This window comes from Streptomyces sp. NPDC046122 (assembly GCF_056429965.1).
The window spans coordinates 315181-331595 of record NZ_JBWKLQ010000004.1; the positions used below are offsets into that span (position 1 = coordinate 315181).

General features: G+C 69.6%; 17 protein-coding genes. 14 read left to right on the plus strand and 3 right to left on the minus strand.

The window, feature by feature from the left end; genetic code table 11:
* Nucleotides 1-63: 63 nt before the first annotated feature.
* Nucleotides 64-1815 carry a chitinase gene (locus AC07FK_RS14580; protein WP_479105219.1) on the minus strand — a complete coding sequence of 584 codons (1752 nt, stop codon included), beginning with the start codon at nucleotides 1813-1815 and terminating at the stop codon, nucleotides 64-66.
* A gap of 526 nt (nucleotides 1816-2341) precedes the next feature.
* Here AC07FK_RS14580 and AC07FK_RS14585 point away from each other — a divergent pair.
* From AC07FK_RS14585 to AC07FK_RS14645, 13 genes are all read left to right on the plus strand, one after another.
* Nucleotides 2342-3343: a hypothetical protein gene (locus AC07FK_RS14585; RefSeq protein WP_479105220.1), complete on the plus strand. Its 1002-nt coding sequence runs from the start codon at nucleotides 2342-2344 to the stop codon at nucleotides 3341-3343.
* Between the two features lie 132 nt (nucleotides 3344-3475).
* Nucleotides 3476-4183, plus strand: a complete 708-nt coding sequence (gene cpaB / locus AC07FK_RS14590; protein WP_479105221.1) for a Flp pilus assembly protein CpaB — start codon at nucleotides 3476-3478, stop codon at nucleotides 4181-4183.
* 10 nt (nucleotides 4184-4193) lie between these two features.
* A complete protein-coding gene (locus AC07FK_RS14595) occupies nucleotides 4194-5822 on the plus strand; it encodes a CpaE/TadZ family protein (protein ID WP_479105222.1) in 1629 nt (542 codons plus the stop codon).
* Nucleotides 5819-6208, plus strand: a complete 390-nt coding sequence (locus tag AC07FK_RS14600; protein ID WP_479105223.1) for a TadE family protein — start codon at nucleotides 5819-5821, stop codon at nucleotides 6206-6208. Before AC07FK_RS14595 ends, AC07FK_RS14600 begins: the two co-directional genes overlap by 4 nt.
* Nucleotides 6209-6295: 87 nt before the next feature.
* Nucleotides 6296-7651 (plus strand): CpaF family protein, encoded by a 1356-nt coding sequence (locus AC07FK_RS14605; protein WP_479105224.1) that lies wholly within the window; start codon nucleotides 6296-6298, stop codon nucleotides 7649-7651.
* Between the two features lie 7 nt (nucleotides 7652-7658).
* On the plus strand, nucleotides 7659-8594 hold the full coding sequence (locus tag AC07FK_RS14610) for a type II secretion system F family protein (protein ID WP_479105225.1): 936 nt from the start codon (nucleotides 7659-7661) through the stop codon (nucleotides 8592-8594).
* 30 nt (nucleotides 8595-8624) lie between these two features.
* A complete protein-coding gene (locus AC07FK_RS14615; protein ID WP_479105226.1) occupies nucleotides 8625-9512 on the plus strand; it encodes a DUF5936 domain-containing protein in 888 nt (295 codons plus the stop codon).
* Between the two features lie 5 nt (nucleotides 9513-9517).
* The gene (locus tag AC07FK_RS14620) at nucleotides 9518-10966 is read left to right on the plus strand and encodes a sensor histidine kinase (protein WP_479105227.1); all 1449 of its coding nucleotides are present in this window, start codon (nucleotides 9518-9520) and stop codon (nucleotides 10964-10966) included.
* 54 nt (nucleotides 10967-11020) lie between these two features.
* Nucleotides 11021-12094, plus strand: coding sequence for a response regulator (locus tag AC07FK_RS14625; RefSeq protein WP_479105228.1), 1074 nt, complete (start codon nucleotides 11021-11023; stop codon nucleotides 12092-12094).
* A 149-nt stretch (nucleotides 12095-12243) separates the two neighbouring features.
* Entirely contained in the window at nucleotides 12244-12480 is a 237-nt protein-coding gene (locus AC07FK_RS14630) for a hypothetical protein (RefSeq protein ID WP_479105229.1), read from the plus strand.
* Nucleotides 12481-12521: 41 nt separating this feature from the next.
* Nucleotides 12522-13094 carry a pilus assembly protein TadG-related protein gene (locus AC07FK_RS14635; RefSeq protein WP_479105230.1) on the plus strand — a complete coding sequence of 191 codons (573 nt, stop codon included), beginning with the start codon at nucleotides 12522-12524 and terminating at the stop codon, nucleotides 13092-13094.
* A 33-nt stretch (nucleotides 13095-13127) separates the two neighbouring features.
* Entirely contained in the window at nucleotides 13128-13736 is a 609-nt protein-coding gene (locus tag AC07FK_RS14640) for a hypothetical protein (protein WP_479105231.1), read from the plus strand.
* A gap of 4 nt (nucleotides 13737-13740) precedes the next feature.
* Nucleotides 13741-14397 (plus strand): OmpA family protein, encoded by a 657-nt coding sequence (locus tag AC07FK_RS14645; RefSeq protein ID WP_479105232.1) that lies wholly within the window; start codon nucleotides 13741-13743, stop codon nucleotides 14395-14397.
* Between the two features lie 48 nt (nucleotides 14398-14445).
* Here the strand turns inward: AC07FK_RS14645 and AC07FK_RS14650 are convergent, their stop codons facing one another.
* Nucleotides 14446-14637, minus strand: coding sequence for a hypothetical protein (locus AC07FK_RS14650; RefSeq protein ID WP_479105233.1), 192 nt, complete (start codon nucleotides 14635-14637; stop codon nucleotides 14446-14448).
* 11 nt (nucleotides 14638-14648) lie between these two features.
* Nucleotides 14649-15500 (minus strand): helix-turn-helix domain-containing protein, encoded by an 852-nt coding sequence (locus AC07FK_RS14655; protein WP_479105234.1) that lies wholly within the window; start codon nucleotides 15498-15500, stop codon nucleotides 14649-14651.
* Between the two features lie 309 nt (nucleotides 15501-15809).
* On the opposite strand from AC07FK_RS14655, the gene AC07FK_RS14660 reads away from it, so the two are divergent.
* On the plus strand, nucleotides 15810-16304 hold the full coding sequence (locus tag AC07FK_RS14660; RefSeq protein ID WP_479105235.1) for an ATP-binding protein: 495 nt from the start codon (nucleotides 15810-15812) through the stop codon (nucleotides 16302-16304).
* Nucleotides 16305-16415 lie beyond the last annotated feature (111 nt).

Sequence of the window (16415 nt, forward strand, 5' to 3'; positions counted from 1 at the left end):
GTGCGCCAGCGCCGCCGGGGGAGCGGCGGCGCTGACGCACGGGGCCGGCCGGCGGCGCCGTGCCTACGGCAGGTTGTGCACGTGCGGTCCCACCGCGTTCGACCAGGCGTTGCCGGCCGTCGCGTCCCAGTTCGTCGACCAGGTCATGGCGCCGCGCAGACCGGGGTAGGTCTTGGCGGGCTTGAAGGAGCCGCAATTGGTTCCCCGGGTCAGGCAGTCCAGGGCGGCGTTCACGATGGACGGCGGGACGTACCCGCTGCCCGCGCCCCGCGTGGACGCCGGTACGCCGATCCCGACCTGGCTCGGGGCGAGCCCGCCCTCCAGCTGGATGCAGGCGAGGGCGGTGAGGAAGTCGACGGACCCCTGCGAGTAGACCTTGCCGTCACAGCCGAGCATGGAGCCGCTGTTGTAGTACTGCATGTTGACGACGGTCAGGATGTCCTTCACCGCGAGCGCCGTCTTGAAGTATTCGGTCCCGGTGTTCTGCATGTCGATGGTTTGCGGCGCCATGGTGAGGACCATCCCGGAGCCCGCCTTCGCGGACAGCTGGCGCAGCGCCTTCGTCAGATACGTCGAGTTGATCCCGTGCTCGAGGTCGATGTCGACGCCGTTGAAGCCGTACTCCTGCATGAGGGCGTACGCGCTGTTGGCGAAGGCGGTGGCGGACGCGTCACTGTTGATGGTGACGTTGCCCTTCTCGCCGCCCACCGAGATGATCACCGACTTGCCGGCGGCCTTCTTCGCGGCGATGTCCGCCTTGAAGTCGGCGACGCTCGCGTACCCGACCGCGGGGTCGAGGTTGAAGACGATCTGGCCGGGCGTGGCGGTCGAGTCGGCGAACGAGACGGCGATGATGTCGTACTGCGCCTGTACGTCACGGAGCTTCTGCACGGTGGCGCCGTTGTTGAAGTTCTGCCAGTAACCGGTCAGCGCGTGCTTGGGCACGGCCGGCCCGGGGCCGGGATCGCCGCCGCCGGGGGCGGTACGGCCGCTGACGGAAGCGGACTTGGGCGACTCGCCGGCCGCATTGGTGGCGGTGACCTGGAACTGGTACGCGGTGTCTGCCGCAAGCCCGGAGACGGTGGCCGAGGTCCCGGTCACGGACCGGACCTTCGTACCGCCGCGGTAGACGTTGTACCCGGTGGCGCCACTGACACCGGACCACGAGAGAGCGACGGAGGACGACGTCGTCGCCCCGACGGTCAGTCCGGCGGGGGCGGCCGGTATGCCCGGCTCGGGGTCGGTCCCGCCGCCGCCGTCGGGGCCGAAGACGGAGACGTCGTCGACGTAGTAGGCGCTCTGGCCGTACCAGCCGTGCGTGTAGACCGTCACGGAGGTGGTGGAGGGGCCTGCCTTGAAGCTGGTGGTCAGCTGCTTCCAGCCGGACGAGTCGGGCGTCCAGGTGGACACGTCGGTGGTCCCGGTGCCGCTCGCTCCGAGGTAGGCGTACCCGCCCTGGACCCACGCGCTGAGGGTGTACGTCGCACCCGGCTTGACGGTGACGGTCTGCGAACAGCGGGAGTTGTCCTGGCCGCCGGGGGTGGCCTTGAGGGCAGCGGTACCACCGTGAGTGGGGGAAGAAACGGTGGCACCGCTGCCTGCGGAGCAGGCCCAGTTACTGAGCCCGGCCTCGAAGCCGGCGTTCTTCACGACGTTGACGTCGGCGGCGGCGGCTTGGAGGGTGGATTGGGGTGCGGATCGGGGTGCGCCACGGACGGGGGAGTCTGCGGCGGCTTGGGCGGCGGGGGCGGCCAGACCGGCGGTGAGCAGGGTGGCGGCGGTGAGGGCTATGAGGGGAAGAGCTGGGCGGTCCACTTGCTGCCTCCGGTGGGGGAGTGTGGGGAGGAGTCGCTGAGACGGTGGCCACCGTTTGCTGCCGGGTTTTGGTCGTTGGTCGTTGGTCGATAAAATGGTTCAGACCAATTGTGTTGTCAAGACCTCTGGCAGAAGAGGATGGTTGGGGGAGTTGGCTGCGGCGGGGGTGGGGGCCGGGGTGACAGGCGGAGGGCTTTGTTGGGCCGGGGGCGGTGGTTGTTTCCGGTTCCCCGTGGGCTTCCCCGGGGGCCGAATGCGGTGTCGCGCCAACGGCCGTCGTCACACCCGCTGAGACTGGGCCAGAAGCAACGGGTGGTTCCCCAGCCACCCCAACCCCCGCCCCCCTAGCTTCCTCCCCAAACCCTTCGCGCCGCCCCGCCCACCCCACCACCCCGGTATGAGAAAAAGGAAAAGTGTTCTCCGCCACGTAGGCCGTGGATAAAGTGCTGGTGCAGCACGACGGAGCAGCATCGATCTGCGGACGCCGCCGGGATCAGCGGCGTACGGAGTGAACGGGGAAACCAACGTGCCGACCGCGATCGCAGTCACCAGCGCCGATTTGGTGTTGCCGCCGACCGATCAGCAGACCCCCACCGCAGCCCTGTTACAGGCACCCGGCGATCAGCCGCTCGAAGCCGCGCTCGTCGACATGCACGTCATGCTGGAGCGGTACGGATACGTCGTCGCCGTCTATCCGGCGTCCATTCCGGCCACCCACGAGCGCCGCCTCCACACCCTCCGTTCGATGCTGGAGACCGACCGGCTCGCGCTGCTGAAGCTGGATCTGCCACCGCTCGGGATCGCCGTACTCGTACGGCAGCTCCGTCAGTTGTCCATCTGTGACTTCAGCGCGGGTGTCGTCGCCTCGGCCGCTCGGCTTCTCTCGCACTACATCTATTCCGGCGCGCTCCTCAACTCCGTCACCAAGCTCGACCGCGTCCCCGTAAGCCTCAAGTCGCACGCGAAGTCCTGGATGCCGGGCACGCAGTTCGCCGTACTGGCCAACCCGAACCCGCAGTTGGTCAAAATCAGCAGCAGTAACAGCAGTAACCACAACAGCAGCAGCACTCACAGCAGCCACAGCCGTGGCAGTCGTAGCCGCGGTGGCGCCTCGGCTTCAGGTGTGGTCGCCACCCGCGCCGGGTCCGACGCCCCCGCTGCGGCTGCCGCCTCCGCCGGCCTGGCCGGTCCCGAGTTCGCCACTCAGCTGCTCGTCGGCCGGGGCGCCCTCGCGTCCGACTGGGTCACCGGCGTCCTGGCGCCCGCCTGGCAGGTGTCCGGCGTGCACGAGATCGGGCTGCCCGCCGACTCCCCGCGCTGGTGGGGCACGGCGAAGATGATCGAGTTCGCCGCCTATCTGCCGGACATCTCCGTGCTCTACCAGTTGGTCGCCTCCGTGCGGCGCGAGAAGTGCCGCTGGTGCGGCGTCGAACTCATCGGCGACCGCTGCGGGTTCTGCTCCTCCCCCCTCACCCCGCCCGAGAATCAATCCCGTGCGGTCGGTGTCCTGAACCAGGGGTCGTCATAGCGTCGCGCGGGGCACGATATCCCTCAGGCAGCACAACTGTTCCACGCATGTCCGTTGACCGTGACCGTGATCCTGCTCGACATCCAGACCCTGACCCTGATCCGACGTTCCTGATCGAGGTAGCCCTACTCCATGAACTCACGTCAGCGCCGCGGCGTCATTCTGCTGCTCCTGTCGGTTCTCTGCGCCTTCGGGGCGTTCGCCGGCGTGCTCTCGGTGATCAGTGATGTGAACTCAAAGGTGGGTCCGGAAGTCTCGGCGTACCGGCTCAAGAACGACGTGGAACCGTACAAACAGCTCGACTCCGGTCAGTTCGAGAAGATCTCGATGCCGAAGCGGTGGCTTTCCGCCAATGCCGTGACCGACATCGCGGAGGTACGCGGCAAGATCGCGGTGACCCAGCTCCAGAAGGGCTCACTCCTCCAGAGCGACATGATCGTGAAGAAACCGGAACTCGGGTCTGGTGAGCAGGAGATCGCGATCATGATCGATGCCGCCACCGGCGTCGCGGGCAAGATCAATCCCGGTGCGAGAGTGAACATCTTCGCCACGTTCGAGGGCGAGGACGAGGGGCAGCCGAACAAGTCCCAGGTCATCGTCTCCGGTGCGCGCGTGCTCGACGTAGGCAAGATCACGGCTCTGGAGCCGGGCAGCAACGACCGCAGCCGCCGTGCCAAGGACGCCGTACCGATCACCTTCGCCCTGAACACGCTCGACGCCCAGCGCGTGGCGTACGCGGAGTCGTTCGCCGAGCACGTGCGCCTGGCCCTCGTGGCCGACGGCAGCGACACCACCATCTCGCCGCGCGACCGCGAGTACACCCTCGACGGGGACAAGTGAGGACCGGCGCATGACGACTCGTATCCTCCCGGCGGTCGGCGATCCTGACGCCGCCCGCGCCATCACCACTCTCCTCAGCCAGCTCCCCGACGCCGAACCCGCCGCGCCCGTCATCGACTCCACGTCGCTTCTCGACACCCTCGCCAGGCTCGCGGGCGAATCGCTCGACGAGCTGCCCGAGGTGGTGCTCGTGCACGAGCGCATCGGGCCGGTGCCCGCGCTGGAGTTGATCCGGGAAGTCGCGCTCCGCTTCCCGGCGGTCGGCGTCGTCCTCGTCACCGGCGACACCGGGCCCGCGCTCTTCACGGCCGCCATGGACTCCGGTGCGCGCGGGCTGGTCGGACTGCCGCTCGGTTACGAGGAGCTGGCGGCCCGCGTGCAGGGCGCCGCGTCCTGGTCCACGGGCGTACGACGCCACCTGGGCACCGGGCCGGACGTCTTCGCCGGGCCCGGCGGCACGGTGGTGACGGTGACGGGCGCCAAGGGCGGCACCGGGGCCACGGTCGTCGCCGTACAGCTCGCCCTCGCGGCGAAGGCGTCGGGGCGTACGGTCGCGCTGGTGGACCTGGACCTCCAGTCGGGCGACGTGGCGTCGTACCTGGACGTGCAGTTCCGCCGCTCGATCGTCGACCTGGCCGGCATCGCCGACATCTCGCCGCGCGTACTCCAGGACGCCGTCTTCTCCCACCCCACGGGCATCAGCCTGGTGCTCGCCCCGGCCGAGGGGGAGCGGGGCGAGGAGGTCACCGACCGGGTGGCGCGGCAGGTGGTGAGCGCGCTGCGCAACCGTTACGAGGTCGTGGTCGTCGACTGCGGTACGCAGATGAACAGCGCCAACGCGGCCGCCGTCGAAATGGCCGACCAGGCGCTGCTCGTGGTGACGCCGGACGTGGTGGCCGTACGGGCGGCCAAGCGCATGGTGCGGATGTGGGACCGGTTGCAGATCCGCAAGGCGGAGGAGACGACCACCGTCGTCAACCGCCACAACCGCAACACGGAGATCCAGCCGCCGCTGGTCGAGCGGATCACGGGCACGAAGGTGGCGCGCGCCGCGATCCCGGCCAACTTCAAGGAACTCCAGGCGGCCACGGACGCGGGCCGCATGCAGGATCTCGACAGCCGCGGCACGGTCCGGCAGGCCCTGTGGGCGCTGGCCGGCGAGCTGGGGCTGGTCAAGCCGGCGGCGGGCTCGGGGAGCAAAGGTGCCGGGAAGCTGCTGCGCAGCGACCGGGGGGCGATCGGGTTCCGGGGGCGGGGCAAGGACCGCGACCGGGGTGCGGTCACGGTCGAGCTCGCGGGCATGGCGCCTCTGATCATCTTCGTCATGGTCGCGATGTGGCAGGCGGTCCTGTTCGGCTACACGTTCTCGCTGGCCGGCAACGCGGCGGACGAGGGCGCGCGGGCGGCCACGGCGGCGGCCACGCGGGGTGAGAGCGGACAGGCGGCATGCCGGGCGGCGGCCGAGGAGCACCTGCCGTCGTCGTGGCAGGACGGAGCCGGGATCGACTGCCGCGAGGAGGGCAACCTGTGGAAGGCGAGCGTCGGGCTCAACACTCCGATCCTCTTCCCCGGAGCCGGCAACTTCCCGTGGGACGTGGACGGCAGTGCGGGCGCCGCGAAGGAAGGGGACGGGCCGTGAGACGTCTACTGCGCCGGATCGGCGGGCGGGAACGCGACCGGGGAGCGGCCATCCTGGAGTTCGCCGGGTTCCTGCCCATCCTGCTGATCGTCGCCATGGCCGGCATCCAGCTCGGCATCGTCGGTTACGCCGCCTCCCAGGCGGGCACCGCGGCGCGCGCGGCGGCCCGTACGGAGGCGCAGGAGGAGTTGCGGGGGCAGGGCCGTGCCACGGGTCTGGCAGCGATGAGCGACTGGATGGCAGGACGAACGGACATCGCGGTGGAGACCGGGGACGTCGTCACCGCCGAGGCCACGGTCCAGATCCCCTCGGTCGTCCCGGGCATGCCGGACTTCGGCACGGTGGATCGCTCGGTGACGATGCCCGCGGACCAGGAGGACCGGTAGCGACCGTCCGATGGGAGAGGCGCCGCCCACGAGCGACCCGTACAACAGAGCCGCACGAGCGATCCGCACCACCGAGGAGTGACGCACATGAGTCTGCGGGCACGCATCACCGCCCCCGACGAGCACGCGGGAGGGCGGGAGGACGGCCACCTGGTCGCCACCTACCGGACCAAGCTGCTCGAGGAGATCGACCTCGCGGAGATGTCCTCGCTCGCGGCCGGCGAGCGGCGGGCCCGGCTTGAGCGCGTCCTCGCCCACATCATCAGCCGTGAGGGGCCCGTCCTCTCCACCGCCGAGCGTTCGCAGCTCATCCGCCGGGTCGTCGACGAAGCGCTCGGGCTCGGCGTGCTGGAGCCGCTCCTCGAGGACGCGTCCATCACCGAGATCATGGTGAACGGCCCCGACTCGATCTTCGTCGAGCGCGCAGGCCGTGTGGAGCAGCTCCCCATGCGCTTCGCGTCCAGCGAGCAGCTCATGCAGACCATCGAGCGCATCGTCTCGACCGTCAACCGCCGCGTCGACGAGTCGAATCCGATGGTCGACGCCCGCCTCCCGTCCGGCGAGCGCGTCAACGTCATCATCCCGCCGCTGTCCCTCACCGGCCCGACGCTCACGATCCGCCGCTTCCCGCGCGCGTACCGCCTCCAGGAGCTGATCGGCCTCGGCACGCTCGACGAACAGATGCTGCTGCTGCTGTCGGCTCTCGTGCGGGCCCGCTTCAACGTCATCGTGTCCGGCGGCACGGGCTCCGGGAAGACCACGCTCCTCAACGCCCTCTCCGGACTCATCCCCGACCACGAGCGCATCATCACCGTCGAGGACGCGGCCGAGCTCCAGCTCCAGCAGGCGCACGTCATCCGCCTGGAGACCCGGCCGCCCAACGTCGAGGGCAAGGGCCAGATCACGATCCGCGATCTCGTGCGCAACTCCCTGCGCATGCGCCCCGACCGCATCATCGTCGGTGAGGTGCGAGGCGGGGAGACGCTCGACATGCTCCAGGCCATGTCGACCGGCCACGACGGCTCGCTCGCGACCGTCCACGCCAACAGCGCCGAGGACGCACTGATGCGCCTGCAGACCCTCGGCTCGATGTCGGAGGTCGAGATCCCCTTCGAGGCGCTGCGGGACCAGATCAACAGCGCCATCGACGTCATCGTGCAGCTGGCCCGCATGGCCGACGGCTCCCGCAAGATCAGCGAGATCGCGATCCTGGTGTCCCACGGCCGCGAGCGGTTCCAGATCGCCACCGTCTCGCGCTTCCTCGCCCAGCCGATGAGCGCGGACCGCGTCGTCCACGGCCGGTTCGAACACCTGGGGCTGCCGCGCCGCATCGCGGACCGGCTCCACCTGGCGAACGAGCCGATCCCGCCCGCCTTCGGCGTGGCGGACCTCGATGATCCGCTCGACCCGCTCAATCCGCTCTACGTACGAGAGGCCCAGTAGGTACGCGATGAACAATCCCGCAATGCTGGCGATCGGCAGCACGCTGCTCTGCGGCGCCTTCGCCGTCGCCGGGCTGCACACGTACGTGTCGGGCAAGGCCCAGCGTGCCGCCCTCGTCGACCGCCTGGCCATCAGCGGCCCCCATCCGGTGGGCCGGCAGCGGCGGTTCACGGCGGTCGACCGGCGGCTGCGGAAGACCGCTCTGGGCAAGAGGATCCACGTACGGCTCTCGGCCACCGGGCTCGACCTGACGGCGGGCGAGTTCTTCGTCTACGTGGTCGTCGGCGTGGCGGCGCTCTGGCTGATCGCCTCGTCCGTACTGGCGCCCTTCTTCGGCCCCGTCGCCGGCCTGGTCGCCCTCTGGGGGGCCAGCGCGTTCCTCAACTGGCAGCGGCAGAAGCGGATCGAAGCCTTCATCAACCAGCTTCCCGACCTGTCCCGGATACTCGCCAACGCGACCGCCGCCGGACTGGCCCTGCGTACCGCGCTCAGCATGGCGGCCGAGGAGCTGGAAGCGCCGGCGGGCGAGGAACTGGCCGGGGTGGCCAACCAGCTCGCGGTCGGCCGGTCCATCGACGACGCCCTCGGGGAACTGGCCGAGCGCCTGCCGTCGCGCGAGCTCGTCGTCCTGGTCACCACCCTGGTCCTCTCCAACCGGGCCGGCGGCACGGTCGTCGGATCGCTGCGCAACCTCACGGAGACGCTGGAGGAGCGCAAGGAGACGCGGCGCGAGGTCCGCACGATGCTCGCCGAGGTCAACGCCACCGCGTACACGATCCCCCTGCTCGGCCTCGGCGCGATGATCATGCTCAACTCCGTGACCCCCGGCTCGATGGCCCGGATGACCGGAAGCCCCGTCGGCCAGATCATCGTGATCGTGGCCATAGGGCTCTACGCGCTCGGCTTCATCGTCATGCGCCGCCTCGGCAAGATCGACGTCTGACCGCCCGTACGGAGACAGGAGGTATCCAGCATGGCACTGCTTCTCGCGCTGGTGGTCGGGCTGAGCGTCGCGGGCGCGTTCCAGGGCATCAGGATGTACCGCGCCGAGGCCAAGATCCCCGGCGACCTGGCCGTCGCCCTGGAGATCGGCGGTTCGCGCGTCTCGGGCCCGGAATCGGCGGTCGACCGCCTCGGCATGCGGTTCGCCCCGGCCGTACTGCGCCTCATGGGCCCCCGGCGGGTCGACAAGAAGCGCCGCAAGATCGACTCGGCGGGCAACCCGGGCGGCCTCACAGTCGACCGGTACGCCGCGCGGCGCGCCGTCTACGGCCTGTTCGGCGGCCTGTCGGCGCTCGTGCTGCTGCTGAAGGACCTGCCGCTCTTCGGCGTCTTCTGCATCGCGTACGGACTGTTCGCGGCGGACGTCACCATCTGGCAGGCCGTCCGCGAACGCAAGGACGTCATCGAGCGGACCCTGCCCGACTTCCTCGACGTACTCGCCGTCGTCGTCAGCGCCGGTCTCGGCTTCCGGCAGGCGCTGGACCGCGTGTCGGAGAAGTACGAAGGCCCCTGGGCCGACGAGGTGCGCATCACCCTGCGCCAGATGGACATGGGCGTGAGCCGCCGCCAGGCCTTCGACGAACTGCGCCGGCGCAACGAGTCCGAGCAGGTCTCGCAGTTCGTGACAGCGCTCCAGCAGGGCGAGGAACTCGGCGCTCCGATCGCGGACACCCTGATCCAGATCGCCAACGACATGCGCCGCACCGACGCACAGAACTCGCGCCGCCGCGCGGCCAAGGCGATCCCCAAGACGACGGTCGTCACGCTCGCCTTCATGGTCCCGGCGACGCTGCTCCTCATCGTCACCAACATGTTCCTGGGGTCGGAGACCGACTTCGGCTCGGTCTTCGGCGGCTGACGGCCATGGTGTCGCTCCCCACGATCCGGCTCCGGCACGGGCCCCGCACCGGGCCCCGCACGCCGGCCGGCGGTGGTGACACGACGGCCCTGCACGGCGGCGCGGCCGTCCCCGAAGAGGCTCCCGCGTCCGCCTTGGCCGACGACGTTCCCGCACCGAGCATCCCGATCCAGATCAACGCCCTGCAGGCGCTGTGCCGCCAGGTCTTCGGCTTCCGCCTCGCCATGATCGCGCTCGGCGCGCCCTTCGCGCTCGCCCGCGCGGACGGGCAGTTCGGCGGCTGGCTGGTCGGCGGGGCGGTGGTCTTCAGCTTCGTGGGCTCGTACGCGATGCTGCGGGACTGGGAGGTGTTCGGCCCGCTGCTCATCAAGTACCGCACGCTGATGGGCGTCGACGTCCTCTTCGGCTCGGTCCTGCTGCTGACCGCCTCGCCCGACTCGGCCCTCGGATACGCCACCGTGTGCACGCCGCTCCTCGCGGGCCTGCTGTACGGCTGGCGCGGCGCGGGCATCTTCACGGCGATCCAGATCCTGCTGCTGGCGGCCGCGTACACGGCCTGGTCGGAACGGATGGCGAGCCCGGCGAGCACGCTGCTGATAAGCGGTTTCTGCGTGGCGGCGGGCATCATCGGTGTCACATTGCGGAATCTGATGTTCCGATTCGGGGCGGCGACGCAGGCCCTTTCCGAGGCCAACGCCCGGCTCGCCGTCACGGACGCGGTGGAGGGCGAGCGGGCGCGCCTGGCCCGGGAGATGCACGACTCGGTCGCCAAGACCCTGCACGGCGTCGCGATGGCGGCGGAGGGACTGGCGCAGTCCGCCGACCGCATGGACCCGCTGACCGTCAAGCACCAGGCCGGCATGGTCGCCCGGTCGGCGCGGCGGGCGGCGGCGGAGTCCCGCGAGATCCTGTCGGACCTGCGCAGGCAGGCCGACTACGACACCGGGGGAGTCGTCGTCGCGGATGAACTGGCGGCCCGACTCGCCGACTTCGGGAAGCGTACGGGCATCCGGACGGCCTTCCGCGACATCGCGGGCGCGTCGCCCGTGCCGACCGTGCCGCACGCGGTCGGACGCCACCTCCTGACCATCGCCACCGAGGCGATGGAGAACAGCCACCGCCACGCGCACGCCTCGCAGGTGACCGTGGAGTTCGGCCTGGCCGGCGGAATACTGCGCATCAGCGTCCTCGACGACGGCCGTGGCCTGCCCGCCGGCATCAGCCTCGACGACCTCCGCAAGGCCGGCCACTTCGGCCTGGTCGGAATGGTCGAGCGGGCGGCCGGCATCGGCGCGCGCATCCGCATCGGGCGCGGCCGAAGCGCCGGAGGCACCGAGGTACGCGTGGAACTCCCGGCGGCGGCACTGGCGCCGGCGGGCGCGACCGGCCTTCGACCACGTCCGCCCCTGCCCGCACTGCCCCCACTGCCCCCACCGATGCGGGCCTCGAACTGACCCGCCGCCCACCGCTCACCGCCCCCCGTCACTCTCCCGAGAGGAGGCCGCACCATGCCGGACGAAAGCTCGTACGACTCCGGGCCCCGCCCGTCCGTGTCGTCGCCGTCCCACGTGTCCCAGCACACGTCGTCGCACACGATCGAACCGCGCTCGGAGCACACCCCCACCGGGGTCCGCGTTCCCCCGCCGGCGGCGGCATTCCCTGATCCGTCCCCCGACCCCTTCGGCCCGCCGTCGCTCCTGCGCGTGGTCGTCGCCGACGACAATCCGGTCGTACGGGCCGGGCTCACCGTCCTGCTCGGCGGCCGCGACGACGTCGAGGTCGTCGCGGAGGCGACCGACGGCCGCCAGGCCCTCGCCGCAGCCCAGTACCACCTGCCCGACGTGGTGCTGCTGGACGTGCGGATGCCGGGCGTCGACGGCATCTCCGCGCTGCCGTACCTGGTGCGGGTCGCGCCGGTGCTGATGCTGACGTACAGCCGCGAGAGCGAGATCGTGCGCGAGGCGTTGCGGCTGGGCGCGGGCGGCTACCTGGTGCACGGCGAGTTCACCGCCGAACAGCTCGTCGCGGCCGTACGGGACATCAAGGCGGGCCGGGCCCACTTCTCGGCGTCGGCCCAGGACGCGCTGCTGGCCCACATGCGGGGCGGCGGCGGGGCCGCGCGGGGGACAGGCGGACCGGAGCTGCCGGAAGGGCTCGGTGCGGCGTACGCCACGGGCCGGCCGTACACGGGCGGGAGCCGCGTCCCCGGCCACCCGGCGACACCCGATGCGAGTGCACACGCCGCGCGGGGACTCAATGCCGGGCCAGATGTCTCGGATTCGGGCCGATCGCGAGAAACTACTTCGCACCTGCAATCGGACATGGCACAGTATTCAACGGACCGGCAGACCCAACGGACGCGGAACTTACAGGACTTCGGGCTGAGTGCCAGGGAGGTGGAGGTCATGGACCTGATCGCTTCGGGGATGAGCAACCAGCAGATCGCCGCCACCTGCTTCATCAGCGAGAAGACCGTGAAGAACCACATCAACCGCATCTTCGCGAAGCTGCACAGCGCGAGCCGGAGCGAGGCGATCGCGCTGTGGCTGGGATCGGCGAGGGGGACGGCGAGTCATGGCTGAGCAGGCGAGGAAGACGGCCCTTCGGCAGGCCCAAGCCGGCCTTTGGGCCCAGACTTGGGCCCACGGACCCTCCGCCGGGACCCCCGCCCCGCCGTACGTTTCCACCATCGCGGAAACGCACACGTCGGCCGACCTCGGAGGGGCACCCCATGGCGAAGGACATCACGCTCAAGACCGCAACGAAGGCCCAGCTCGCCATCAGCAACTGGCGCGACACGGTCGTGACCCGCATGCAGAAGCGGGCGGACGAGGGCGCGAGCGTCGTGGAGTACGCGGGCCTGGTCGTGGTGATCGCGCTGATCGTGGTGGCGGTGCGGGAGCTGAACCTGGACGAGACGATCTCGACCGCCATTGGCGACGCGGTGGACGACATCACCGGCGGCTGATCGCAGCGCGGCTTCGTTATGACCGAGGGCAGACCCTCCCCATGTACGTCGTGGTGGTGGGGGGTCTGCTCTTTCTTGCGTTCGCTTACTTCGCCTTCGCCCAGGCGGCTGTTGCGCGCAACGGAGCCCAGTCCGCTGCTGACGCAGCTGCCCTCGCAGCAGCCCAGGACGTACGGGATGAGCTCACGGTCGGCTTCTTTGCCCACCTGAATGATCCGGTGGCATGGCCCCGGTGGCTGATGGCCGAAGCAGTCTTCCCCGGTGCGGGGTTCGACGCTGCCGCGGCGCGGCTGGCGGACCAGAACGACTCGGATCTGGAGGGCTCAGTCGAGCGGACCGAGGTCAACGGTAACCCCGCATTCACCGCAAAGATCGAGACTCGCTTTACGGTGGGCGACTCGGTCATCCCGGGCACGGAGAACACGCACGCCAAGGCTGATGCCACTGCCGTGGTCGAGCCGCTGTGCGAGATCGTGGCCAGTGATCCCGGGAAGCTCATCGTGATCGACTGTCGGGGCAGCGGACTGTGGAAGATCGACCCGAAGGTCCCCGTCGACGAGCTGATCGATCTGCCCGAGGCGAATGACCTGTTCGCCGTCCACCTGGCCGAGTGACAAGCGCACGACAAGGAAAAGGAAGAGTCACTGATGAGCATGCGGCACACCATGAAGGCCCGAGGGGCTTTGACCGCGGTGGCGATCACGACTGGCTTGGTCCTCACGGTGGCCGGTTGCGGCGGAAGCGATGAGGGCAAGTCCGACAACGGATCGTCTTCGGCTCCAAGCAACAAGGGCAAGGGCGGCGACGAGGAGCCGACGGGTGAGGAGTCTCAGGCACCGCCGAAGGAGGAGACCGTCTTGGCCGAAGTGACGGGTGGCGGCGCCAATACCACTCTCATCGTCAACTCGGCAGTACGGGACGAGGGTGGGTTCCTGACCGTCAGCGGAAAGGTGAGGAACGGTAACGGGAAGTTTTGGAACCCGACTTCGTGGAGAGGAAGCGAAAAGGAGCTCTCCGACAATGCGGCCTCCATGGCGGGTGCTTCCTTGGTGGACAAGGTGGGGAAGAAGAAGTATCTAATTCTGCGCGACACCGACGGGCGCTGCCTGTGCACCCAGTTTTCGGGCGGTTTCAAGGAGAATGAAGAGAAGGCGTGGTTCGCGCAATTCCCTGCACCGCCGGCTGAAACGACCGAGGTCGACCTGCAAATCGCTGACATGCCCGTAATCACTATCGAGATCTCCGATGGTGAGTGACGCCATGTATCGCACCTTTTCCCGAAGTCGCCCAGCACGCTTCGCCACGGCAACCCTCGCCACCGCAGCTCTGCTCACGGGTCTTTCCGTGACGGCGGCCCAGGCCGACCCCTCGCCCAGTGCGCCTCCCGGCAGTACGACGACGTCGCCGCCTCCCGATGTGGACGGCAACTCTCCCGGGCTGAAGCTGGCGGACGGCGGCACTCTCGCCCCCGCCCGCGTCATCGACATCAAGTCCGTCGTCGAAGACCTCGGTGGTGAGGAGCGGCGCGAGGACACGAACTCCGACGTGAAGTTCGCGCTTCAGGCGGAAGTGCTCTTCGGGAAGGACAGCGCGAAGCTCAACGCGGAAGCCGCCTCCCGTATCAAGTCCATCGCCGACGAGATCATCGACCAGAAGGCGACCAAGATCCGGGTCTTCGGGTTCACCGACGACCTCGGCTCGTACGAACACGGCAAGGTGCTTTCCAAGAAGCGCGCGGACGCCGTTCAGCAGGAGTTGAACAAGTCCCTCGACTCCACCGTCACGTTCGAGATCCGCGGTTACAGCGAGGACTACCCGATCGCCGACAACGACTCCGAAGAGGGCCGGAAGAAGAACCGGCGCGTAGAGGTGTCCTTCCCCCGTGGCGAGGCGCCGGCCGCCGCCCCCGAGAACTGACCGGTCCCGGTCGGCGCGCCGTACGCCGCCGGCCGGGACCGTCACCGACTACAGCAGGTGGTCCGCCTTGCCGGCCTTGATGTCGAGGATCATCCTGCGCAGGGCGTCGCGGCTGTCGGTGAGGTAACGATCCTCCTCGCCGTTCACGGCGATGTAGCCGTTCCCCTGCGCGTCCGTACCGAGGCGGAAGCAGGAGTTCCCCTCGCCGCAGAACGGTTCGTCCCAGTGGATCTCTGACATTGGTCGTCCCTTCAGAGTTCGCGTGCGATGGTCCGAATGAAGTCCCGCGAGTCCTCGCGGGACAGCGCGATGTCCTCCATCCAGTCGAGATGGGCCCGGTACTTCGCCAACTGGGCTTCCGAGTGCAGGAATTCCGGTCCGTGCGAAGTGTCGATCTGTACGGTGTCGAGCTGCGGCACCGGCCCCTCCGCGTACAGGACCGTCTGCCCGGCCCCGGGGAACGCCCCGGCCTCGAAGGGCAGGACCAGCAGGGTGATGTTCTCCTGCTCGGATCTCTTGAGCAGGTGGTCGAGCTGAGCTCGCACCACTGCCCGCCCTCCGAACCGCATCCGCAGGGCGGCCTCGTGCACGATCCCGGTGTACGCCGGAGCCCCCTCGCCGTCCAGGACGTGCTGGCGTTCCACGCGATGGTCGAGGCGCAGAGCGACTTCGTGCTCCGGCAACTGCGGTACGACCAACTGGAATACGGCAAGGGCGTGATCCGGCGTCTGGAGCAGTCCCGGCATGTGCATGGAGTACGCGGCCCTCATGCGTAGGGCGCAGGCTTCCAGTTCGGCGATGTCGAGCAGCCCCTGCGGCAGCCTCCCCCGGTAACGCTCCCACCAGCCGCGCCTCTGCGGTTGGGCCATCTCGACCAGGGCGTCGACGTACCGCTCGTCCGTGCACGCGCAGTTGCAGGCCAACGTGCGCAGCCGCTCGGGGCTGATGGCCCGTACTCCGGACTCGATGTTGGAGATCTTGCCCCGGTCGACTCCGAGCAGCCCGGCCGCGAACTCGGCCGAAACATCGGCTGACATGCGCAACTTGCGTACCTCGGACCCGAGTCTTCTCTGACGTTCCGTGGGAGACGTCCTCGCTGCCATGCCGGCCCCTTCCGCCTGCGGTCGTGTGCAGTCTGCCGCCTGCACGTGCGACGGGCCACGAAAGGGTGCAGTCTCCACAAAAGAGGTGGCAAATTAACCACCACCGCTACTGTGGGTTGTGCACCGCTCACGTACGACGAGTGGAAGTGCATCGCGCGGTCCTGCCCGTCACCTCCTGCCCTGGGAGGGGCAGTTCCGCGTCAGGGAGACAGGCCCACCACTCATCACCCGCACCGCCACGTGAGCCGATCGTGCGCACCCACGCGAAAGAGAGCCGGCCCCGCCCCGCGTTCCCCAAGGGAGTAGATGATGTCTCCATTCGTCAGCACCGCGCTCGGCCCGGCCGGTCCGGGGCCCGAACCGGGCCCGTCCCGGCGTCGGCGTCCCGGCGGCGGGCTCGCGCTCAGCCTCACCGTGCCGTGCGTGCCCCGCAGTGCCGCGATCGTGCGCGGTGCGATGGCGGCGGCTCTGCGCGCCCACGGCCTGGACCGTTTCGGGCTGCCCGCCCTGCTGGCGGCGACCGAGTTCCTGGCGGCGGCGACGCGGCCGGCCCTCGGGGAGGACCTCTACCTCTCCCTCCGCCACCGCGACGACGCACTCCGCGTGGTCGTCTGGGACCAGCATCCCCGGCATGCCGATTGCGATGCCGTACTCCTCTGCGAAGAGCGCCGCCGACGCGCCCTGTGGCTGCTCGCGGCCGTGGTCGAGGACTGGGGCGGCGACTGGGGCCTCTGCGCCGCGGCCGTGCGCCCCGAGCCGCCCCTGCGGCACGGCACCAAGTCCTGGGTGGTCCTGCCCCGGTGACCCCGGAACGTGAGAGTGCGGTCACCCCGGGGTGCGCCGGGAGCGTGTGGCGCGGGCCGTCCGCGCCCGGCTCGCCCGGTGCGTACCCCTGGGCGACCATGGGGGAGTACG